This is a genomic window from Rufibacter roseolus (assembly GCF_017916365.1).
Lineage (GTDB): Bacteria > Bacteroidota > Bacteroidia > Cytophagales > Hymenobacteraceae > Nibribacter > Nibribacter roseolus.
Map to the genome: position 1 here is coordinate 569,841 of NZ_JAFMSU010000002.1, position 22,911 is coordinate 592,751.

Annotated in this window: 16 protein-coding genes and 2 tRNA genes; 13 read left to right on the plus strand and 5 right to left on the minus strand. The window is 50.6% G+C overall.

Annotated elements, in window-relative coordinates; all coding sequences use genetic code 11:
- Positions 1-44: 44 nt before the first annotated feature.
- Entirely contained in the window at positions 45-1,853 is a 1,809-nt protein-coding gene (locus J3P35_RS11385; RefSeq protein WP_210464722.1) for a M1 family metallopeptidase, read from the minus strand.
- Between the two features lie 280 nt (positions 1,854-2,133).
- Between J3P35_RS11385 and J3P35_RS11390 the strand changes: the two genes are divergently transcribed.
- The 8 genes from J3P35_RS11390 (at position 2,134) to J3P35_RS11425 (ending at position 15,597) form a co-directional block, all read left to right on the plus strand.
- Entirely contained in the window at positions 2,134-3,807 is a 1,674-nt protein-coding gene (locus tag J3P35_RS11390; protein ID WP_210464723.1) for a L,D-transpeptidase family protein, read from the plus strand.
- Between the two features lie 642 nt (positions 3,808-4,449).
- Positions 4,450-4,890 (plus strand): helix-turn-helix domain-containing protein, encoded by a 441-nt coding sequence (locus J3P35_RS11395; protein WP_210464724.1) that lies wholly within the window; start codon positions 4,450-4,452, stop codon positions 4,888-4,890.
- A gap of 894 nt (positions 4,891-5,784) precedes the next feature.
- Entirely contained in the window at positions 5,785-8,928 is a 3,144-nt protein-coding gene (locus tag J3P35_RS11400) for a SusC/RagA family TonB-linked outer membrane protein (RefSeq protein ID WP_317195371.1), read from the plus strand.
- Positions 8,929-8,948: 20 nt separating this feature from the next.
- Positions 8,949-10,658, plus strand: coding sequence for a RagB/SusD family nutrient uptake outer membrane protein (locus tag J3P35_RS11405; RefSeq protein WP_210464726.1), 1,710 nt, complete (start codon positions 8,949-8,951; stop codon positions 10,656-10,658).
- Between the two features lie 167 nt (positions 10,659-10,825).
- Entirely contained in the window at positions 10,826-12,160 is a 1,335-nt protein-coding gene (locus J3P35_RS11410) for a sugar porter family MFS transporter (protein WP_210464727.1), read from the plus strand.
- A gap of 52 nt (positions 12,161-12,212) precedes the next feature.
- Positions 12,213-13,115, plus strand: a complete 903-nt coding sequence (locus J3P35_RS11415) for a carbohydrate kinase family protein (protein ID WP_210464728.1) — start codon at positions 12,213-12,215, stop codon at positions 13,113-13,115.
- A gap of 12 nt (positions 13,116-13,127) precedes the next feature.
- A complete protein-coding gene (locus J3P35_RS11420) occupies positions 13,128-14,711 on the plus strand; it encodes a glycoside hydrolase family 32 protein (protein ID WP_210464729.1) in 1,584 nt (527 codons plus the stop codon).
- A gap of 88 nt (positions 14,712-14,799) precedes the next feature.
- The gene (locus tag J3P35_RS11425) at positions 14,800-15,597 is read left to right on the plus strand and encodes a Cof-type HAD-IIB family hydrolase (protein WP_210464730.1); all 798 of its coding nucleotides are present in this window, start codon (positions 14,800-14,802) and stop codon (positions 15,595-15,597) included.
- 182 nt (positions 15,598-15,779) lie between these two features.
- Here the strand turns inward: J3P35_RS11425 and J3P35_RS11430 are convergent.
- The 3 genes from J3P35_RS11430 to J3P35_RS11440 all read right to left on the minus strand — a co-directional run bounded on the left by J3P35_RS11430 (position 15,780) and on the right by J3P35_RS11440 (position 17,921).
- Positions 15,780-15,853: transfer RNA gene (locus J3P35_RS11430), tRNA-Asp, on the minus strand.
- Positions 15,854-16,294: 441 nt separating this feature from the next.
- Positions 16,295-16,624 (minus strand): hypothetical protein, encoded by a 330-nt coding sequence (locus tag J3P35_RS11435; RefSeq protein ID WP_210464731.1) that lies wholly within the window; start codon positions 16,622-16,624, stop codon positions 16,295-16,297.
- 205 nt (positions 16,625-16,829) lie between these two features.
- Entirely contained in the window at positions 16,830-17,921 is a 1,092-nt protein-coding gene (locus tag J3P35_RS11440) for an AI-2E family transporter (RefSeq protein WP_210464732.1), read from the minus strand.
- Between the two features lie 155 nt (positions 17,922-18,076).
- Here J3P35_RS11440 and J3P35_RS11445 point away from each other — a divergent pair, with 155 nt between their 5' ends.
- Positions 18,077-18,661, plus strand: coding sequence for a flavodoxin family protein (locus J3P35_RS11445; RefSeq protein ID WP_210464733.1), 585 nt, complete (start codon positions 18,077-18,079; stop codon positions 18,659-18,661).
- Between the two features lie 367 nt (positions 18,662-19,028).
- A complete protein-coding gene (locus J3P35_RS11450; protein ID WP_210464734.1) occupies positions 19,029-19,898 on the plus strand; it encodes an SDR family NAD(P)-dependent oxidoreductase in 870 nt (289 codons plus the stop codon).
- Between the two features lie 81 nt (positions 19,899-19,979).
- On the opposite strand, the gene J3P35_RS11455 is transcribed toward J3P35_RS11450, so the two are convergent.
- Positions 19,980-20,053 (minus strand) — tRNA-Asp (locus J3P35_RS11455).
- Positions 20,054-20,286: 233 nt separating this feature from the next.
- On the opposite strand from J3P35_RS11455, the gene J3P35_RS11460 reads away from it, so the two are divergent.
- Genes J3P35_RS11460 through J3P35_RS11470 form a run of 3 tightly spaced genes read left to right on the plus strand, consistent with a single transcriptional unit; the run spans position 20,287 to position 22,902 of the window.
- Positions 20,287-21,234, plus strand: coding sequence for an acetyl-CoA carboxylase carboxyltransferase subunit alpha (locus tag J3P35_RS11460; RefSeq protein WP_210464735.1), 948 nt, complete (start codon positions 20,287-20,289; stop codon positions 21,232-21,234).
- 54 nt (positions 21,235-21,288) lie between these two features.
- A complete protein-coding gene (locus J3P35_RS11465) occupies positions 21,289-22,131 on the plus strand; it encodes an MBL fold metallo-hydrolase (protein ID WP_210465573.1) in 843 nt (280 codons plus the stop codon).
- A 3-nt stretch (positions 22,132-22,134) separates the two neighbouring features.
- Entirely contained in the window at positions 22,135-22,902 is a 768-nt protein-coding gene (locus J3P35_RS11470) for a patatin-like phospholipase family protein (RefSeq protein WP_210464736.1), read from the plus strand.
- Positions 22,903-22,911: the final 9 nt, after the last annotated feature.

Sequence of the window (22,911 nt, forward strand, 5' to 3'; positions counted from 1 at the left end):
CGCAGCCCGCCGGATCAGGTCCCGCGGGCTGCGCTGTTTTTGTCTCAGGGAGTCTGCAGCAGCAAAGCATCAAGGGAGCTGGTGGAAACCGAGTGGTAGTTAGGGCGCGCCTTCCTGTAAATCTCCCGGGCCAAACCAGTGCCTTCTTCTGTCTCCAGCAAAGCCTTGTACAGCGGCAACAGGAACTTGCGTCGGCCAACCCGCACCAGGAATGCCTCCAGCGCCGGATAAGCTTCTTTGTACCCGTGCCTGATACTGTGTCTGAGCCATTCGGCCTGGATCTCGGCGTTGCCCGAGGCAGTGAACCCAAAGGCCTCGTCTAGTTCTTGCATCTGGGTCAGGGAAAGGTTCTTGGGTAGGTTGCTCAGGAAATATAGCCATTCATGGGTGCTCCAATTATGGGTGGCGAGCTGGCGGGCCAGGGTGCCGGTTTCCCATCTTTGCAGCTCGGCTGCCACTTTCTCAAACAGCCTGGCTTTTTGCGGAGCAATGCCTTCTGGAATTCCCGGCGAATGAATCCAGGCAGAGGCGTTGACCTTTTGCTTCAGTTCCTCGTCTCCGTTTACCAGCTCTTTTTCCAGAAACTGCTCAAAACGGGCCGTGTCCATGGACGTGAACTGGAACGTGCTGAAGTATTTGTTCACAAAGGCATCAAAACGGGCGCGGCCCACCAGCGCCTCCAGTCGGCAAAGGAACAGGTTGCCCTTTTCGTATGCGATCTCGGTGAGGCCTTCGTCTGGGTCGCGGTTCTCCAGGTTCAGTTTGAGGCAGGTATCCTGCGGTTTTGCGCTCAGTTCCTCCAGGGTATGGCGTAAATCCTGGTAGCCCAGCCAATGAAGCATCTGGGCATAATCTTGGCCGTACAGCGCTTCCATGATGCGGCGCTCAAAGTACACCGTGAAGCCCTCATTAAGCCAGAAGTCGTTCCAGGTGGCGTTGGTCACCAGGTTCCCCGACCATGAATGGGCCAATTCATGTGCCACCAGACTCGTAAGCGAACGGTCTCCGGCGATGATGGTAGGTGTGGCGAAGGTGAGCTTAGGGTTCTCCATCCCTCCGAAAGGGAAGCTGGGCGGAAGCACCAGCAGGTCATAGCGGCCCCAACGGTAAGGTCCATACAGGTTCTTGGCGGCCAGCAGCATCTGTTCCGTTTCGGCGAACTCATAGGCGGCAGCTTCCAGGCTGGAGGGCTCAGCGTACACCCCGCACCGTTCGCCTAATGGAGCGAAAGCCAAATCACCTATCGCCAAGGACAACAAGTAAGACGGAATAGGCTGGTCCATCCGGAAAAAGTAAGTGCCGCTGTTGTTCTTCTCCTGCGGATTATCTGCGGACATAAGGGGCAACAGGTTGGGCGGAACCTGAACCCGCGCTGTATAGGTGAACCTCACGCTGGGACTGTCCTGACAGGGGAGCCAGGTTCTGGCCAAAATAGCCTGGGACTGGGTGAACAGAAAAGTCTCCGTTTTGCCGGCAGTCTGTTCAGGTTCCAGCCACTGCAAGGCCCCAGATGCTGGGGTAGTCTCAAACGCAAGCCTGATTTTCTGCGTGCCTGGTTTAAGCGGGATTTGCAAACCCTGGCCCAGAAACGGCTTTTCACCCCTAAAGGTAAATTCTTCGGGTTGCTCCTCATCGTCTAGCCAGGCGCATATGATCCTTAGGTGGTGCACGTCCAACACAATTTCCGGGGCTTGCTGATGGCGGATGTGGTACACACCTGAGCCGGAGATCTTTTTCTGATCGAAGTCAACTTTTAAGTCCCAATCCACGTGGTGCACATGGGCAAGGTTAGGGTTAGAAAAACTGTGCGGGTCTTTGGAGAAAGTGTATGCTTGATTGTTGTTAAAATCCATTTTCAACGGTTTTGTTCATGGTTGGCATTGTCAATGCTATGCTTTACCCAGAATTAAAAGCCTATTCTTACATAAACACTAGGATAATAGCGGAAGCGCTTTGGTGTTCTATATTATTACGTGTCAATCTGCCTTTAGGGCTTTATGCGTAAATATCTGCTGCTTCTTATATGTAAGTACCGCTTTATTATTTTTATCCAATTTTATTAGGTTTCTGACGTCTAACTTTTCTGGGCTGGGCAAGTATAAGTACTACAATTCAATGATAGGAACAACCCTTATGAAATCAAATAGACCTTTCATGCCTCTTTTCCTGTTTTTCCTCATTGGCCTGATGGTGATGACCGCCTGTGCCAAATCGGGGGATAAGCAGCAAAAGAAGGTAGCCCTGGCGGCGGCCAAAGACTTTCCGCAGCAGACCGATAGTGTATACGTGGTGACTTTCACCAAAAGTGACCAGGAATTCAAGAAACACCTTGACCTGATGAAGCTTTTCTACCGGGAGCGGCAGTACCGCTTTGCCTGGTTTAAAGACGGCCAGTTGGTGCCCCAGGCCTACAAATTTGTGGAGGTCCTGAACAAAGCCCACGAAGAAGGCTTGAACCCGCAGGACTACGCCAGAAAAGACCTGAAGCAGATGTTCCAGAACCTGGAGCAGGCCAAGAATGACTCGGTGCGGCACAAACTCCAGGAAGAACTGGATGTGACCCTCACGGCCTCTTATTTCACCTATGCCAGTGATTTCTACCGCGGCACGGTTGACCCCCGCAGCATGGATAATATTGAATGGGAGGTAAAGAAAAACAAGATCAAGCTCCATAAGGCATTGCAAACCATTCTGAAGGAACGCGAGAGCCGTTACCCATACTATGAGTTTGAGGCTTTGCACCCAGACTACATCCGCTTGCGCGAGGCACTGAAACAATACCGGCAGGTGAAGCAGCAAGGTGGCTGGCCCAAAATCCAGCTGGCTAGTAAAATGATCAAACCCGGTGACTCAGCGGTGGCGGTCCTGACGCTTCGGCACAGAATCCTGGGTAAACCAGCCGAGAACACCCCTCAGAACAGAATGTATGACAATGCCCTGGCTACCGCGGTGAAGAACTTCCAGATCCGGCATGGTTTAAAACCAGACGCGGTGGTAGGAGGGGAGACCCTGCGCGTCATGAACATTCCTATTGAGGAAAGAATTGACCAGATCATTGTGAACATGGAACGGTGGCGCTGGGTACCCAAGCGATTTGAGGACCGCTACCTTTTCATCAACATCCCCGAGTACATGCTTCATGTGGTGGAGAAAGGGAAGGAAGTCATGAACATGAAAGTGGTAGTAGGAAAGGAGATGCACGCCACGCCCGTCTTCAGTGATAAACTTGAGTATATTGTGTTCTACCCTTACTGGAACATCACCCCTCAGATTTTGGAGGAAGAGATAGCCCCGGCCCAGGCGAACAACCCTAATTACTTAGCCCGAAATGATATGGAGTTGGTGAAGGACATCGGGAACAACAAAGTTGAGGTGATGTCACCTTCCTCGGTAGACTGGTATTCTGTTGACAAAGACTTCAAGTACCGCGTGCGGCAACGGCCGGGCAAGAAGAACCCGCTGGGCTTTGTGAAATTCATCTTCCCTAACGAACACAACGTGTACCTGCATGACACCCCTTCAGACCATTTGTTCAACCAGACGGAGCGCGGGTTCAGCCATGGATGTATCCGGATAGAAAAACCATTTGAACTGGCCCAGTACCTGTTGAAGGATCAGAAGCAATGGACACCCTCAGCCATCAATGCCGCCATGCATGGGGGGCAGGAGAAATATGTGAACTTATCGGCCAAAGTGCCGGTGTACATTGTGTACTTCACCGCTTGGGTTGATGACAAAGGAGTTGTGAATTTCCGGGATGATATCTACGGCCATGATCGCGATTTGGAAATGGCTTACTTTAGATAATCTGAAGAAAGCCTAATCAGGTTAAAGGCGATACAAAGAAGCCCCGGGGCTGCTCAAAGTTTGAGCAGCCCCGGGGCTTCTTCTTTTTGTTTTTGGTGTTAAATACGAAAGTATTACTTAAATGCAATTAAACCAAATTGTATATCTTATATGAGTTCTTTGTTGCTTTTGAGTCATGTGAAAAAGAACATGAAAGATCCTTCAACCTTTTAGACCACCTACCTTTAGGATGTAGGAAGTTCCTGATAGTGATTTTCCCAATTATACAGAAGTAGTCCCCGGAGGAAAGAGTGTGCCAGGTTGGCAGTTAAGGATGATAACTCAGGAGAGAAGGAAACTGCTGGTGTGTTATTGATCCAATTAGTGAAAAGTTGGGCGTAAGTATGCCTGATAACAAAATTAAACCCAGTTTACATTTGTTTAACAAATGTAAACTGGGTTTAATTTTGTTAAATTGCATTTCAGTTACAAGCATGTTTTGTGGGTATTAAATTTGTAAAACATTAAATTTGAGAGTGGTGTGTGCTTGAAATAAATTAACGGTTTAGATAAAGAGGCTTACTAATCAACAATCAGTATCAGGAAGATCTATGCCGCGAAGCACCTTCAACAAACCAAGGGATATTAATAAATAGAAAAGGCGTGTCAGAATTACTGCCCAGGATTACAGAAATATTAAGCTGGAGTTCATTAGGTCCGGCCGCTTTCGCAGATGAAATTGGCTTGGCAAGACCCGTGCTGAGCCATATACTCTCTTCCCGAAACAAAGCCAGTTTGGAAGTTGTACAGAAAATTCTGACCAGGTTTCCTGAAATCAGCCCAAGTTGGCTTTTGCTGGGTCAGGGCGAAATGCTAAGCAAATTAGGAGAGACTAAGAATTTCCCTCCCCCAGAAATCTCACTTCCGGAAACACCGGCTAACTTAAAACCACAAGAGGCTTTACCTGCTGGTCTTTCTAAAGTGCAAACAGGTAATCTGGAAGGTAAGGTCTCTGAGAAATCAAAAACAGTTTTACAGCGCCAGGTCACCAAAGTATTGCTGTTTTATTCAGACGGTACTTTTGAAAGTTTTGACCCGAAGTAATTGTGAAAATAGAATGAAATAGTATCTAGAAAGTGTAAACCTGGTTACTCACTTCAGCTGCTTTAGAATTGTATTAATACTGTTTTCTGAAATTGCATTTCATGGCTGCGGTCTGAAGGGGTAAAGATTAGAATTGCAGAACTTAGGTTTTGAACCTCTTTTGGTAAAATCAATCATAAAACAGAAACACGTACCTCCTCTGGTTCATATGCCGGTGGCAGATTTTATTCTTAACTCATCCTTAAGAAAAGGCCTTCCGGAAGAATTCCGTACCTCAAAAGATTTAAGTTAATGCACCGGTAGGCCTTCGTTAAACAGATGACAACCTTCTGTATCCTCTCACTTTCCTCTGTTAGAGTTTTTGGTTTGGCGATTACCATCGGGTTAGAAATGTCACCTATTCCTCCTCAAGCAGCATCTGTCTCTTAAAAGAAGCTTTAACCACAGGTTTTAAAACCATTATGGTTGAAATAAAGGGTTCTGTTCAGGCTGCTCTGAAACCTTATACCTAGAGTTTCACCGGGTAATCAATGTCTCCTGCTTTTACCTATTATTAAAAAAGTTAAACAAAAGGGCAGGTTCTTAGAGGTACTTATAAAAGTTGAGTTCAACACATATATAGAATTTGTAAAAACAATGGGTAATTTTTGCCTAATCAAAAAAATTATGCTTGTAAAAATTTGTTAATTATAATTTTATAAGTATCTTTTGGTATTGTTTTGAAAAGCCATTTCAATTTCGGCTTCCCCCATCCTATATAGAGAGAACTTCTGGTGTTTATACAATAGAGTAGTATAAACAGATACCGCTCCCTGTAACCGCTCTGGTTAACCTATCTCTTCTCCTGCCTAGTCTTCCAAAACCTGTTTTCCCATGAAAAATGGTTTACTTTTTTTGGTAATAATTCTTTTCATCCCTTTTGGTGTTTTCGCACAGGGCGTCAATGTCACTGGTAAAGTAGTGGATGAAAGCTCTGAACCCTTGATTGGAGTAACGGTACTGGTGAAAGGCTCTACCCTTAGCACCGCTACGGGGGCAAATGGAGATTTCACTTTAAGGGTTCCTGATCCTAACGCAACGCTGGTCTTCTCATTCATCAGTTACACCACCCAGGAGGTACCCCTCAACGGCCAGACTTCCATTAACGTCACCCTAAAAACCGATGTCCAAACCTTGGGTGAGGTAGTGGTGGTGGGGTATACCTCCTCTAGGAAAGAGGAATTAACGGGTTCGGTGGCGATTGTGGAAATGGCCCCCATCAAGACCGCCAGTGTGAGTACGGGTAACCCCATGCAAGCCATGCAGGGCCGGGTGGCGGGCCTTTACATTGAGAAAACGGGAACACCGTCTGGGGAGAACAGCCGTATTTTGGTGCGGGGTGTCAATACCTTGGGTAACACAGACCCTCTGTATATTATTGACGGGGTGCCTACCAAGCGGACGCAGGTTTTCCAGAGCATCAGCCCCAGTGCCATTACTTCGGTGCAGGTCCTGAAAGACGCCTCCTCGGCTTCCATTTACGGAGCCCGGGCCTCCAACGGCGTTATCATTGTGACCACCAGCAACGGGGGCAATACAGACGGGAAGATCAACGTGAACTTCAACACCAGCATCTCGGCGCAATCTGAGAATTCCCAGCGCTTTGAGATGCTGAATGCCGTGGAAAGGGGCAGGGCGCTCTGGCAAGCCTCCGTCAACGACCGCGTGGATCCTGAATCGGGGTACGGCGAGATCTATGATTTTGACTGGAACGGTGATTTCAATAACCCGGTGCTGAACAGCGTTACCGTCAAACCCTTTGTGGGTGGAAACCAGCAGGTACCTGTGGGGGATACAGACTGGCAGGATGTGATGTACGATGTGGGCTGGGTGAACAACAACGATCTTACCTTGTCCGGTGGCACGCCCAATTCCTCGGTTCTGATCAACCTGGGGTACATACACAATTCAGGCATGCTGGCCTTTACCAATTACCACCGGTACAGCGGCCGCCTCAATGCCAACACCAGCATGTTTGACGGTAAGTTCATGATGGGAGTCAATGCCCAGGTGGCAAGTTCAAAGGAAACCCTGGCCACCCAGGACCTGGGAAGCGCCTGGACTCCGGGTACCGCCATCACGCTTGCGCCCACCATCCCCGTCTATACCACCGATGGCCGCTACGCCGGCCCCCTGGGTTCTGGTTACTCAGACCGGAACAACCCCTTGCACATGCAGGACATCAACCAGGATGATTTCACCCGCCGTTCCTTTATCTTCGGGAATGTCTTTGCCGAACTGGAGCCGGTAAACCAATTGATTCTGAGAACGTCTGTTGGCGGCGATTTTGCGCAAAACAAGGTCAGAAACATTGAGAAATCCTTCACTGAAGGGTTTATTGCCAGGTCCCTGAACAGTTTGTCTCTGGCCACCACCAACTTCTCCAGCATCACCTGGTCCAATACCGCCCGGTACATGTTGGAACTGGGCCAGAACCGCTTCAATTTCCTGGCCGGTGTTGAAGCCATTTGGGACAACGGCGATGATGTGACTGCCTACCGCGAGAACTTCGCCAACCAAAACGTAAATTACTTTGTACTGAACGCCGGTTCTGGAAACACCAATGCTATTGGGGGCTCCACTGGTAGCAGGCTTTTGTCCCAGTTCGGGCGTATTGATTACGCCTTTGGGGAGAAATACCTGGCTGCGGTGACGCTGCGCAGAGATGGTTCCTCCCGTTTTGGCGAGGAAAACCGGTTCGGGTTTTTCCCGGCCTTTTCCATTGGGTGGCGCATTGACCAAGAACCTTTCATGCAAGGGGTGCCGCTGATCAGTGGCCTGAAACTAAGGGCCGGTATTGGCCGGATCGGGAACCAGGACATCGGGGATTTGGCGCGGTTTGGGTTGTTTGAGCCTAGGTATGGGGCTAGAGCCTCTGAGGTGCCCGGTGGGCACAATGATTTCTTTGACCGGTATTGGAACGTAGGAACCGCCTATGATTTAAATGGCACCAACACGGGGGCTTTGCCCTCTGGTTTCGTCTCCATCCAGGCCGAGAACCCTGCCCTGAAATGGGAGGAAACAGATGAACTGAACTTGGGCCTGGACTTCTCCTTCCTGGACGGAAGTATCACCGGCTCCTTTGATTATTTCACCCGAGAGACCCGAGACATCCTGATTCAGCCACCCGTGGCCTCTGCAGTGGGTGAAGGCCAGTTGAAGTATGTGAACGGCGCCACCAAAACAAACAAAGGTTGGGAGATCTCGGCCGCTTACACCAGCCCCGCCGACAAGCCATTCAAGTACACCCTTTCCGGCAATGTTTTCCGTTTCCGGGACAAAATCACAGAACTGCCCGAAGAAGTTCGGTCTGCTTTCCCGGGCAACGCCGTGACTACCATTTTGGGTAGGTCTCAATTGGATTTGTTTGGCTACCGCACTGACGGCATTTTCCAGAACCAGCAGGAAGTGGATGCGCATGCCAGCCAGGTAGGGGCGGCCCCGGGCCGTATCCGGTACGTTGACCTGAACGATGACGGGAAAATTGATGACCTTGACCAGGAGTTCTTCGGGACGCTGCTGCCTTCCTTCAGCTATGGCCTTCGGGTGGACGTGGGTTATAAGAACTTTGACTTATCCCTGTTCGGGGCCGGGGTGGCCGGCCGTACCGGCAATGATCCCTACACCTTCTACAATGACTTCATCAGGGGCCGTGATAACGTGGGAACCGGGGTGTTCAGGGCCTGGACTCCGCAGAACCCGGGTTCATCGGTACCCGCCCTCACCCTAGCCGATGCCAACAACGAGACCAGAAGCTCAGATTACCTGTTGGTCAACACTTCCTATTTCAAGCTGCGCAATGCCCAAATAGGCTATAGTCTGCCCACTACCTCCATTAACCGGTTCATAGGCTTGCAGCAGCTGCGGGTCTTTTTCATGGTAGATAACGTCTTCTGGATCAAAAGCAATGAGTTTCAGGGACCTGACCCTGAGCGGACCAGCATTGATGTGATTCCCGTTCCCCGGACATTCTCTTTTGGTGTAAACGTATCGCTTTAACCCTTTAGAAGCTGTGAGTCATGACAAAACGATGGATTTATATCACCTTAACAGCGAGTCTGGGCTTATTAGTTGCTTGCGAAGATATGCTGGACTACGAGCCGAAAGGGGCCCTTACCGCGGGCGATGTCACCACGCCTGAGAACGCAGAGGCCCTGGTCAACGCGGCCTATGCCGGGGTGGGAAACGATGACATGATTGGGCCTATGACCAGTATGTGGGTCTATGGCAGCGTCCGTTCCGATGACGCCTACAAAGGCGGTGGCGGGGTGGCCGACGTGGCGGAGGTGAATTTCTACGAGCAGTACAACCTCACTCAGGCCAACCTGAATTTTATGCACCCCAACACCTGGGAAAACTTCTACCGGGCCATTTCCCGGGCGAATTTGGCGATCAGGACCATAAACAACATTTCTGATGCGGATTTTCCCATGAAGAACACCCGGCTTGGCGAGCTCAGGTTCCTGAGGGGGCATTCCTATTTCATGATGAAGATTCTCTTCAAGTACATTCCGTACGTGGATGAAACCATGACCGCCGAGCAGATCCTGCAAACCTCTAACCGTGAATATTCCAATGACGAACTATGGAGTAAGATAGGAGAGGATTTTGAGTTCGCCATGGACAACTTGCCCGAAAACCAACCCCAGGTGGGAAGGGCCAACAAGTTTGCCGCGGCGGCTTACCTGGCTAAGTTGCGGCTGTACCAGGCGTATGAACAGAACGAGCAGCACCAGGTGGTGAACATCAATTCCGCCCGGTTGCAGGAGGTAGTGGACCTCACGCAGATGGTCATCAGCTCGGGGAAATATGCTCTGCAACCAGACTTCGCGGAGAACTTCCTCTACGGCTATGACAACGGTCCCGAGTCAATCTTCGCCATTCAGTACTCCATCAATGACGGTACTTCTTTGGGGAGGATCAGCACGGTGACCGGCTTGAATTATCCGCATGGGGCGCCACAGTACGGCTGCTGCGGGTTCCACCAGCCCAGCCAGAACCTGGCCAACGCCTTCGGGACCGATGCCAACGGCCTGCCCAAGTTTGACACGTTCAACAATGGCATTATCAACTTTGCCACGGCCACGGTAGACCCAAGGGTAGACCACACCATCGGTATTGACGGGCACCCCTATAAATACAATCCGGCCATTCCGTTCAGTAACAGCTGGGTAAGGGACCCCGGGGTGTACGGTTTTTTCCAAAGCATGAAGGAGCAGCAGCTCGCTGACTGCCCCTGCTACAAGAAGGAAGGACCTTTCATTGGCACGGCCAAAAACATTGACATCATCCGGTACGCCGATGTGTTGCTGTGGCAGGCCGAGGCTTACATTGAATTGGGGCAGCAGGATTTGGCATTGCCGTTGATCAACCAGATCAGGCAAAGGGCGGCCCAAAGCACCGGGCGGACTAAAAAAGCCGATGGAACCGATCCTTCAAATTACCTGATCAGGCCCTATCCCGCCACTAACTGGACCCAGGACTACGCCCGCCAGGCCTTGCAGTGGGAACGGCGGCTAGAGTTTGCCATGGAAAGCCCGCGTTTCTTTGACCTGGTGCGCTGGGGAATAGCCGAACCAACCTTGAACGCCTACCTGGCGGTAGAGAAAACCCGTAGAACGTTCCTGAATAATGCCCGTTTTACGGCCGGCAGAGATGAATACCTGCCCATTCCGCAAAGGGAAATCACGTTCACCAAAGGGTTGTATCAGCAGAACCCGGGTTTTTGAGGTATTTCTCCGAAATCACCTCAAAAACGGGAATTTAGAAAATGCGGTACGGCAGCGATTTTCTTCTTAGTTTAACCTTATCAAACTGAACATCAGCTCGCCGGAATGAATTTGTGATCTGATTGATTACCGTTTCACTCCACGAGGCTACCTTAATCCTTGGAAAAATGTCAAGTAGAAAAGTGTTTTTTTGGTCGGTGGTGGTAGCCTTGGGAGGCTTTTTGTTCGGCTTTGACACGGCCGTTATCTCGGGGGCCGAAAAGGCTATCCAGCAGCTCTGGAATCTAAGTGTGTTTGAGCACGGACTCACGGTGGCCATCGCGCTGATAGGAACGGTTTTCGGGGCCTTGTTTGGGGGGTGGCCCTCTGATAAGTTCGGGCGGAAAGCCACCCTGTACGGCATTGCCTTGCTGTATTTGCTGTCCTCGCTGGGCACTGCTTTGGCGCCTAACTGGTACTTCTTTCTGGTGTTCCGGTTTCTGGGCGGCATTGGGGTGGGCGTTTCCTCGGTGACGGCGCCGCTGTACATCTCTGAGATTGCCCCGGCCAAAGACCGCGGGAGGCTGGTGGGGTTGTTTCAGTTCAATGTGGTGCTGGGTATTTTGATTGCGTATGTTTCCAATTACCTTTTTGGCGGGGCCGGTGATCAGGACTGGCGCTGGATGCTGGGGGTGCAGGCGTTTCCCTCTTTCCTGTTTCTGGTGGCCATCTTCTTCGTGCCCGAGAGTCCGCGGTGGCTCATCATCAGGCGCAACCGGGTGGAAGAGGCGAAAGGTACCCTGGCCATCGCCAACCCAGGTGCCAATATTGACCAGATGGTGCATGAGATACAGCATTCCGCCGAAGACGAGCATGGCGGAAAAGACAAGACACCTTTGTTCTCCAGGAAATATTCACTACCGGTGACCCTGGCCGTGCTGTTTGCCTTCTTCAACCAGGCCTCTGGGATCAATGCCATCATCTACTACGCGCCGCGCATCTTTGAAATGGTGGGGCTGGGAAAAAGCTCGGCTTTGCTTTCCTCGGCCGGCATCGGGTTTATCAATTTCGTGTTTACCCTGCTGGCCATCAATTTCATTGACCGGTTTGGCCGGAGGGTGCTCATGCTGGTGGGGTCCTGCGGCCTGATCATCACCCTGGCCTTGGTAGCCAAGGCGTTCTACCGGGAGGAGTTCAACAGCATTGCCGTGCCTATTTACCTGTTTGTGTACATCGCATTTTTCGCGTTCTCGCAAGGGGCGGTGATCTGGGTGTTCATTTCCGAGATCTTCCCCAACCAGGTGCGGGCACAGGGACAGGCCTTGGGCAGTTTCACCCATTGGTTTATGGCGGCGCTTATCGCGTTTACGTTCCCGTACATCGCGGAGACTCTGGGCGGGGGCAATACCTTCCTGATCTTTAGTTTTATGATGCTGCTGCAGCTGCTGTTTGTCTGGCGCATGATGCCCGAGACCAAGGGAACTTCCCTAGAGAAACTGGAGCAGAAAGTTGTTTTTCACTGATTTTTGGGAATTCGGCCTGAAAACGAAGTTCAATTAACCTGATCTCACCTCTATGGAACAAAGCATCATCTGTTTTGGGGAAACGCTCTGGGACGTGCTACCCTCCGGGAAAATGCCGGGTGGCGCCCCTATGAATGTCGCCATTCATCTTACCTACCACGGGTATTCGCCCCTGGTGATCAGCCGGGTGGGGAACGATGATTTGGGGCGGGAGCTACTGGCGTTTCTGGAGAAGAAAAAGGTTTCCACCCTGTACATCCAAACGGGTCAGACGCATTTGACCGGGGTGGTGAAAGCCAACATCAGCAACAAAAATGAGGTCACCTATAAGATAGTTGAGCCCGTGGCCTGGGACTACATCCAATATGACGAGGAGGTAGCCAGACTGGTAGCCCACAGCAATGTTTTCATCTACGGCAGCCTGGCCGCCCGGAACCCCACCACCCAGGAGACTCTGCTGAAATATTTACCGGTTGCGAAGCTTCGGGTCTTTGATGTCAACCTTCGGCCGCCTTATTACAACCAGGAGCGGATAGGGCTTCTGCTGCAATTTGCTGACATCGTGAAGATGAACCACCAGGAACTGGCCGAGATCACCGAATGGTTCGGGCTGCAAGAGGGTGGGGAGCAGGAGCAAATGCAGGCGGTGAAAGAGAAATTCGGGTTACAGTTGGTGATTGTGACCCGGGGAGAGAACGGCGCCGCCGCGCTTACTCAAGAGGGCTATTTTGAGCACCCTGGCTTCAAAGTGGAGGTGGCCGATACTATTGGGAGCGGAGATGCCTTTCTGGCCACGTTTCTGAGCAATTATCTACAGCAGCAACCCATCCAGGAAACCCTGAAACGAGCAAGCGCGGTGGGGGCTTTTGTGGCTACCCGGCCCGGGGCAACCCCAGAATATTCTACCTCTGATCCTGAAAGCCTACTGATTCTGAACAATGCCCCCAAAGCATAAACCCGTCATCCCATGAAACTCAGTTGCCCGCTTTACCTATGGATTTTTTTACTTCTTGGCACCGCTTGTAAGGAAAGCAAGAAAGAGGAAACCCACGTTCAGGCCGTTACCTCCGCGGATGAGAATTCCTATAATGAAACTCACCGGCCGCAGTTTCACTTCTCGCCACCCGCCAAATGGATGAATGACCCCAACGGCATGGTGTACCACAACGGCGAGTTTCACTTGTTTTACCAGCACCACCCCGATAGCTCCGTCTGGGGACCTATGCACTGGGGCCATGCCGTGAGCAAAGACCTGGTGCGTTGGGAGAATCTGCCCATTGCCCTGTACCCGGATAGCCTGGGAACTATTTTCTCGGGCAGCGCCGTGTTTGATCAGCAGAATACCTCCGGCCTGGGCACCGCCAGTAACCCGCCTTTGGTCGCCATTTACACCTACCATTTAACCGCCGGGGAGAAGGCCGGTCGTAAGGATTTCCAAACTCAGGGAATCGCCTATAGTACAGATAATGGCCGAACCTGGAAAAAACACCCCAAAAACCCGGTGCTGCCCAACCCCGGCCAGAAGGACTTCCGGGACCCCAAGGTTTCCTGGCACAATGCCTCCAAGCAATGGGTGATGGCCTTGGCGGTGGGGGACCACATTGAATTCTACGGCTCCAAAAATCTGACCAGCTGGCAAAAGCTTAGCCAGTTTGGGGGCAAGGGAATAGGACACCACGGCGGCGTCTGGGAGTGCCCGGACCTGTTTCCGTTGACCGTGGATGGCCAGCAAAAATGGGTGCTTTTCGTGAGTATCAATCCGGGTGGGCCGCAGGGCGGTTCTGCCACGCAGTATTTCGTGGGAAACTTCAACGGCAAGGAATTCCAGTGGGACCGGAAGCCGGCCACGCCGCAGTGGGTAGATGAGGGAGCTGACAATTATGCCGGGGTCACCTGGTCAAATGTGCCTGCCACTGACGGCCGGCGGTTGTTTTTGGGCTGGATGAGCAACTGGCAGTACGCCGAGGTAGTGCCCACAGAGGTCTGGCGAAGTGCCATGACCATTCCCCGTGAATTAAAATTGGTAAGCAGACCGGCAGGGTATAGGCTCACCAGTACACCCGTGAAGGAATTGCAGACCCTCCGCTCTAAAACGGTGGCCCTAAAAGCCCAGCAGCTCACAAATCAACTGGACCTGGACCAGGCAGCCGGGTTGGATAGTCCTTTGCTGGAGCTGGAACTGAACTTGGACATGGCCGCCTCTGATGAGGTAACGCTTCGGTTCTCCAACGGGAAAGGCGAGCACCTGGACGTGGGGTATTCTAAAAAAGCGCAGCAACTCTTCATTGACCGGTCAAAAGCCGGTAAAGTCAGCTTCAAACCCGAGTTTGCCGCCCGGCACACGGCACCGCTTCCCCTGGACAACAACAAACTCCGACTCCATCTTTTCCTGGATGTGGCCTCCGTAGAAGTCTTTGCCAACAACGGCATAGGCGTAATGACCGACATCTTTTTCCCAACGGAGAATTTTACCCAAGTGGCGATGATTTCCAAAGGCGGCAGGGTGCTGGACGGAAGTAAAGTGCACGTGCTCCGGTCTATCTGGCGGTGACAGCGCTTACAGTAAGTGATCTGTTTATAAAAGGTGTAGCCTTCTGGGCAAAATAAGAAGGAAAAGGCTTTTTCTTGATCTTTCAGAAATGGACTACAAAGCCATCTTCCTTGATGTAGACGGAACACTCTTAACCGATGATCTCACCATTGCCCTGGGTTCCGTTAAGATACTGAGTAGCCTAGCGCGCCGAGGTTTGCTGATCTGCGTAGTAACGGCCAGGCCACCGGCAGCCTCTTTGTTTATTTATGACCAGCTGGGTATTCCGCAAAACCCTATCATCTGCTTCAACGGGGCATTGATCCTGCAAGAGAACAGAATCTTACACGAGGAAACCATCGCCACGCCTCAGTTGCTCCAGATTCTGGAGGAAGTCAAAGGCTATGTGGTGCGCCCAAGTCTTTACCGGCACCATGATTGGTTGACCGAGGAAGTGGACCGATGGGTGCACCAGGAAATGGAGATAACGCAAACCACCCCAACGCAAACTGAATTCAACCATATCTTATCCGCTGATTTCCGGCCAAACAAAATCCTCTGCATGGGAGAATCTTCGGAAATAGATGCCTTGGAACACCATTTGAAGCAGATGGACTTGCCTGATCTGAACTTCCATAAATCCAAGCCCACGTATCTGGAGATCATGAACCGGCGTGCTTCCAAAAGCAAAGGGATTGAGAGGGTGATTTCAGCGTGGCAGGTCAAACGGGAAGAGATCATTGCCATTGGGGACAACTTCAATGATCTGGACATGCTGCGGTACGCCGGCACAAGTGTTGCGATGGACAACGCGCCGGATGAGGTTAAAAACTCAGCCACCTTCGTCACGGATTCCAACAACCAGGAAGGTATTCTGAAAGCTTTGGAGAAGCTGATTCCTTTGTAAAGAGGGAAAGTGTTTGAATTGAATGGCTGAAACTCAGCCAATACCAATAATAATTTAGCAGGTAGTTTGGCTAGAACTGCTTCTGACAGGGCAATAACAGGGAAAGGGAAGAATATAGTGCAGAACCTGATAACGAAAACCTTTGAAAACGAAAAAGCCTCTCATTTCTGAGAGGCTTTTTGCGGTCCGGACGGGACTCGAACCCGCGACCTCCGCCGTGACAGGGCGGCATTCTAACCAACTGAACTACCGGACCAACATCCTCTGGAGACCTGTTGTCCCCGTTTGATGCTGCAAATATGTAGGTTTAATTTTTACGATGCAAACAAAAGTGTTCAAAACAGTGAAAATTATCGATCTCATTCTGCCGGTCGTTTTGCAGGCCTTTTCCAAAGAAGAGGCTTGAAAAGCGTGGACTAACTGATATCTGATTCTTTACCAGAAGGTTTGGGCTTTGTAGAAAGCGCAAGCTAAGTCCTTTATCGGGCCTGAATATTTTTAAAGCCTCTTAGCCAATAGGCCCAAAATTTTTTATTTCATCTTTATTCAGAGTCAGAAGGTTGACATATTGAAGAAACAGGCAATACAGAATCTGCTTAGAAGCTATAGCAGGTGAAAAGGTGAATAGGCTGAGGCCCTTTAAATTGGTGGCGTTTAGTTATGGAGGGGATATAGGCGATCTTTTTCTAAAATAGAATTATAATGTATCTGGTTCCTCGGTAAGTTCTGCCAAAGCGGTTTCCTTCAGGAAGAAGGTGATCACAGACTTAGTGAATGCAAGGCCTTCTTCCACCTCTTCGTTCTCAATCTGCTTTTTGGCGAACTCAAGTTTCATGATGCAGTAGTTGATCACGTGGCTGGGTTGTTCCTGGGTGTACCCATTCCGGAACATGTATCTGAATACATCTAGCGCGTTGTGAAGATGCCCCAGCAGCAGAGAAGCTGTTTCCTCCAAACCAACTTCCAATAAATTCAGCTTCCCCAGAATCTGTTGTAACTCCTCTAAGCTTTTCTCCTGTGTTTCCATTCTATGTGCCTTTCTGTTTTGAGGCTATTTATTAAAGATCATAACCTAACCCAATAGGCTAAGCCAGGGATTGATCGGCAAGTACTTGGGGGAGAAGAAATGCTGATTTACTGTTAACAAAGATAGGCTTATTTATCAGTTTCCATGGGCTGGGCAGGAGTTTTAATTACATCCTGGTGAAAAGAGGTATTGTGTGAAAGCATACCTATTGTGAGCCTTTTGAGAAAAGGTGCTTGATCTTGTCCATCCATTTCGGCTCTTCCACGTCATCCTCCAGCAAAAAGCCATAGGGGTGCAATTTGGGTACGTGGTCACAGATGATCCTGATTATGGCGAAGAGCGGTTCAAAAAGGATCATACCGGGTATGCCCCAGATCAATTCACCGAGCACAATGGCAAAGATGGTCATGATGGGGCTGATGTTCAGCTTAGACCCCATCACGATAGGCTCTATAAGGTTGTTGTCAATGACCTGGGCAACTACCAGAACGGCTATGACAGGCAGGACCATTCCCGTGGATCCGCTGACAAAAGCCATCAAGATAGGGAATGCCCCTCCAATGATGGAGCCCACATAAGGGATAATGGTAGGCAGAACCGCAATGAGGCTGATGAGCAATGCGTTTTCAATGCCAATAATAGAGAACCCAATGGCGTAGCAAATAGCCAGGAAAAACATGGAGATAATCCTACCCGTCAGATACTGGGCAGCCACCTTGTTTATCTGCTGCAGGGTCTCCTTGGTCACTGGTCTCTCATCACCTGAAAAGACCCACAGGAAAAAAGTCTCATACTTTTCTCGTTTCCACATCAGGAAGAAAAGGTAAAGAATCACCAGGGCAAAAGAAGTGATGAGGCCCATTGCTCCTTTCACCCAGGATGTAAGAAACTTGTTGGCCGACTGTGAGAACTTAGAGATCTGCTCCTGCACAAAGGCAATCTGCTCTTGTGGGGCCACCCCATACTTCTGCTGGATCCACTGCTGTACCTGCGTGATGGTCTGCGATAACTTGCGCTGGATCTGAGGCAGGTCTTCTGAGAAACTGACAGCCTGCAGCGATATGGCCAGGAAAATGCCCGCAATGAACAGCAGGAGCATAAGGATGCAAAGCAGCGTTGCCGGAATGCGGCTAACTCCCTTTACCTCTAGCCATCGGCTCACCGGTGTTAAAAGCATGGCTAAGATGATAGCAAAGGAAAGGGGGATGAAAAAGACTTTCCCATAGTACAAAGCCACCACAAACAATATCCCAAAAAGTAAAAAGGCGTTTACCCGGTGAAGTGAGATTTCTTTCATAATGATTTTTGCTTTTGCGTTAAACCGCACCTTTTCCTTATACGGCTCATGTGAGCAAGATAAAAGGTCTATAATTATATAAAAGAATGAGTAGGCAGGTTTAGGTAACTTTTCTAACCCAAGCACTATATACTTAAGAAAACTAAAAACAACCCATGAAAGCTATCATTCTCCAGGGCACCTTAAAAAAGGAAAGCCTGTCTAACACCCAGGCATTATCTGAGTTCCTGGCAGGCGTTCTCCGCAAGCACCAGGTGGAATGCCAAATCATAAAGCTGGTGGAGCATAATATCCCGGCAGGCACTTACAGCGACATGGGGCTGGGAGATGAGTGGCCCGCCATCCTGGAACAACTGCTCGCCGCCGACATCCTTATTTTTGCCACCCCAATCTGGTGGAATAACCAATCCTCTGAAATTCAAAGGGTGATTGAAAGGCTGGATGAGTTGCATGACGAGGTATTGGCTGGCAAGCCCTCCAGGCTGGAGGGCAAGGTAGGCGGTATCGTCATCACAGGCGACTCAGACGGAGCCCAGCACGTGATCGCCAACATCAGTAACTTTTTCAACGCTATTGGCATCACCCTGCCTCCGTATGCTACGCTGTCTGTGCTGTGGGAGAAACAAGCCAAGGGCGTAAAGACCAGCCGGGAGGAGTTGTTTGAGAAGTATGAGAAGGAGTATGGCAAAACAGCCGAAACGATGGTAGCGCAACTCATTAAGTTTCTGCCCAAAAAGTAACCAGACCAAAGATAATGAGTGTAATAAGGTGCGATCTACCGGCAGTTGTGGTTTTTACGATGTTTTCTCTTGTTCCGGTAACAAATACGGAGGAGGCCCGGTAAAATAAAGGGTTATCTTAATAAAAGGTAATAAGCATTGTTCCACTTTTTTTCAAACAGATCCTGATTTTGAAAAACCGCCTTTAAAGCAGAAAGGCAGGATAAAGCTTTTTTTTAAAAGGAAACCTGTGTTGAGGAAGATCCTGATTAAGGGCTACTTTTCTGAAATAAGGCTTAAAACACAGCACTCCTGCGGCTGAAAGGTGCAGAAATGGCGGGAGCTGTCCATACTCAAAGTGTATAAGTAAACCCAAAACGAATTTAAGATGGGAAACAGATTAGAAGGCAAAGTAGCCATTGTCACCGGCGGCGGAGCCGGAATAGGAGAGGCCATTAGTAAGAAATTCGCCCGGGAAGGCGCCAGCATAGTAGTGGCCGGCTTACCAGAAGACCCGGTAGAGCAGGTAGCCAAAGAGATCATGGAAGAAGGCGGTACGGCCATTCATTTTACTGGAGACCTTTCTATATGGCCGGTGGCCCAGAGCTGCGTTGAGTTGGCGGTGAAACAACACGGCAAGCTGGACATTCTCATCAACAACGCGGGCGTTTTCGTGGAAACTAATTTCCTAACTGATTACACCGAGGAGGCCTTTGACTACATGATGAAGAACAACGTGAAAACCACCTTCCTGATGTCTAAGGCGGCCCTGCCGGAATTGCAAAAAAACAAAGGCAACATAGTTTCCGCGGGCTCTGAGGCCGGGGTGTTGGGCATCCCGCAGAACGCGCCTTACGGCGGCACGAAGGGCTTTGTCATTGCGTTCACCAAAGGTTTGGCGGCCGAACAGGCTGCTTACGGGGTGCGTTGCAACGTAGTAGGGCCTGGCCCGATTGATACCGCCTGGACCCATAAGGAACTAGGCCCCATGGACGCCAAGATGGAGAAACTGAACAAGCAGGCCAATCTCACCGGCCGCCGTGGCACACCTGAGGAAGTGGCCAACGTGTACTTGTTCCTCGCCTCAGAGGAGGCCTCGTTTGTAACCGGCGCCCTTTACATGGTGGATGGCGGCATTACCATTGCCAAAGGCCCTGCGGGAGAAGAGGCGGATTCTTCCTTCAAACAGGAGCCCGAGAGTGACCTGAACCTTCGGCATTCCATGGACGGACACACCTCCATCCGGGAAAAATCCTGACATCGGGAAAGAGCCTTAGAAGAAGGCATGTAAAAGCAAAAAGCCCTGTAAGAATATTCTTACAGGGCTTTTCTTTTTAAGCGGTCCGGACGGGACTCGAACCCGCGACCTCCGCCGTGACAGGGCGGCATTCTAACCAACTGAACTACCGGACCAACTTCTTCTGGAGACCTGTTGTCCCCGTTTGATGATGCAAATATGGGGGGCAGATTGTTACCGCACAACAGGCACTCCTAAAAAAGAGCAAAAGAAAACGGCTAATGAAGGTAACGGGTTCATTTTCAAACCGAAAAAATTCAGGTAAACTTGAAAAAACTCGTGCTACTAAACTTTGCAAGTTTCGTTTACCTTTGTAGTCACACTTTAGCTAAACGTAAGGGGCATTACTATGCTGTTAGATTTTGAACAACCCATTGCTTCTCTTGAAGGGAAACTAGCCGAAATGAAGAAACTGGCCTCTGAGAGCCAGGTAGACGTAAGCGAGGCAGTTTTGGCCCTGGAAGAGAAAATAAAGTCTCTGAAGAAAGAAACCTATGCCAACCTTACCCGCTGGCAACGGGTGCAGCTTTCCCGCCATATAGAGAGACCCTACACCCTGGACTATATCAAGGGACTGTCCTCTACCTTCGTGGAACTGCACGGCGACCGCAATGTGCGCGATGACAAAGCCATGGTGGGCGGATTTGGCGAGATCAACGGCAAAACCGTGATGTTCATTGGCCAGCAGAAAGGTCGGAATACAAAAGAGCGCCAATACCGCAACTTCGGGATGGCCAACCCGGAAGGGTACCGCAAGGCGCTGCGCCTCATGAAACTCGCTGAGAAATTCAACAAGCCCATCATCACTTTCATTGACACGCCCGGCGCCTTCCCAGGTCTGGAAGCCGAGGAAAGAGGACAGGGGGAGGCCATCGCCCGCAACCTGAAAGAGATGTTCATGCTCAAAGTGCCCGTGATCTGCATCATCATTGGGGAAGGCGCCTCGGGCGGAGCTTTGGGCATAGGCATTGGGGACCGCGTGTACATGCTGGAGAACACCTGGTACTCGGTGATTTCGCCAGAGTCTTGCTCTTCAATCTTATGGCGCAGCTGGAACTACAAAGAGCAGGCCGCCGAGGCCCTCAAACTCACCGCCAAAGACATGCTGGGCAATAAATTGGTAGACGGCATCATCAAAGAGCCGCTGGGTGGCGCACACGTGAACCCAGAGAAAATGATCAGAACCCTGCAGAAAAAGATCCTTTCCACCCTGGAAGAACTGGAAGCCTTTACCCCGGAAGAACGCATCATGCAACGCATTGAGAAGTTCGGGGAGATGGGCGTGGTGACTGAGTAATTCTGTTTCCGGGCTCCTTTCTTAAAAACAGGCTTAAAACAACCTTTCATGGCATTGACCCTTCACCCCATCCATACCGGTAATTTTAAATTAGACGGCGGCGCCATGTTTGGGGTGGTGCCAAAATCCATCTGGCAGCGCACGAACCCGGCAGACGAAAACAATCTCTGTTCCTGGGCCATGCGCTGCCTTTTGGTGGAAAGCGGTAACCGCTTGGTCTTGATTGACAATGGCATAGGGGACAAGCAGGACGCTAAGTTCTTCAGCCACTATTACCTGCACGGCGATTATTCGCTGGAAAAGTCTTTGAAGGATACCGGTTTCGGGTTTTCAGACATCACCGATGTTTTCCTCACCCACCTGCACTTTGACCATTGCGGCGGATCGGTGAGGTACGGCAAAGACGGCAGTTCCCTGGAAACGGTTTTTCCCAATGCCCGCTACTGGAGCAACCAGGACCATTGGCTTTGGGCTACGCAGCCCAACCCGCGGGAAAAGGCGAGTTTCATCAAGGAGAACATTCTGCCCATTCAGGAGAGCGGCCAGTTGGAGTTTCTGTCTGTAGGTCAGGAGCAGTTCATTCCAGATTTTGACGTGCTGTACGCCGATGGCCACACCGACAAGATGATGCTCCCCAAGATCCATTACAAAGGCCATACCCTGGTGTTTGTGGCCGATCTGCTGCCCTCAGTGGGGCACCTGCCGTTGCCTTATGTCATGGGTTATGACACCCGGCCGCTCCTGACGCTGCAAGAGAAAGAAGCTTTCCTGAAGCAGGCCGCCGATGAAAAATGGGTTTTATTTTTTGAGCACGATGTCCAAAACGAGTGCTGTACCGTACAGCATACCGACAAAGGAGTTAGGGTAGACCAGGTTTTCCCTTTGTCGGCTTTGTAACCGATGCACAGATTAGGACTATGTTTGTCTGGCGGAGCCGCCAGGGGAGTAGCCCATTTAGGGGTTTTGCAGGCGTTAAAGGAAATGGGAATTCCCATCCACGCCATATCAGGAGTTAGCTCCGGCGCCATCGTCGGGGCTTTTTTTGCAGCCGGTTACACACCGGAGGAAGTGCTGGAAATGGTTTGCTGTCTGCCCTTGCCCAAACTCCTCAGGCCAGCCCTGAACCGGGGAATTTTGCATACGCATGCTTTGCACAAGATTTTTGAGGAGCACCTGAAGGAAAGGACCTTTGAAGAACTTCCTATCAAACTCACCATCTCTGCCCTGGACCTGGTAGAAGGAAGCACCGTGTATTTCACACAGGGTTCTTTGGTGGAGGCCTTGAAAGCGTCTTCGGCGGTGCCGGTCTTGTTCAAGCCTATGCAAATAGAGAAAAGACTGCTGGTAGATGGTGGCATCGTCAATAACCTGCCGGTGGAATGCATTACCGGGGAGTGCGACAAAATCATAGGGGTACACGTAAACCCCACCCTGCACAACGCCGAGATCAACAGCATTAGGCAGGTGACCGAACGCATCTTCCACCTGGCGGTGCATGCTAACATCCAGAGCCGGATTTCCCTCTGCGACCTGCTGCTGGAGCCACCCAAACTCACCGAGTACCATATTTATGACCTGAAAAGGGCCAAGGAAATGTACAACGTAGGCTACGAGTACACTTTAGGCTTAAGGTCTGAAATTGAGGTGCTTCTGGATAATAAAAAATAGTTTCACTAT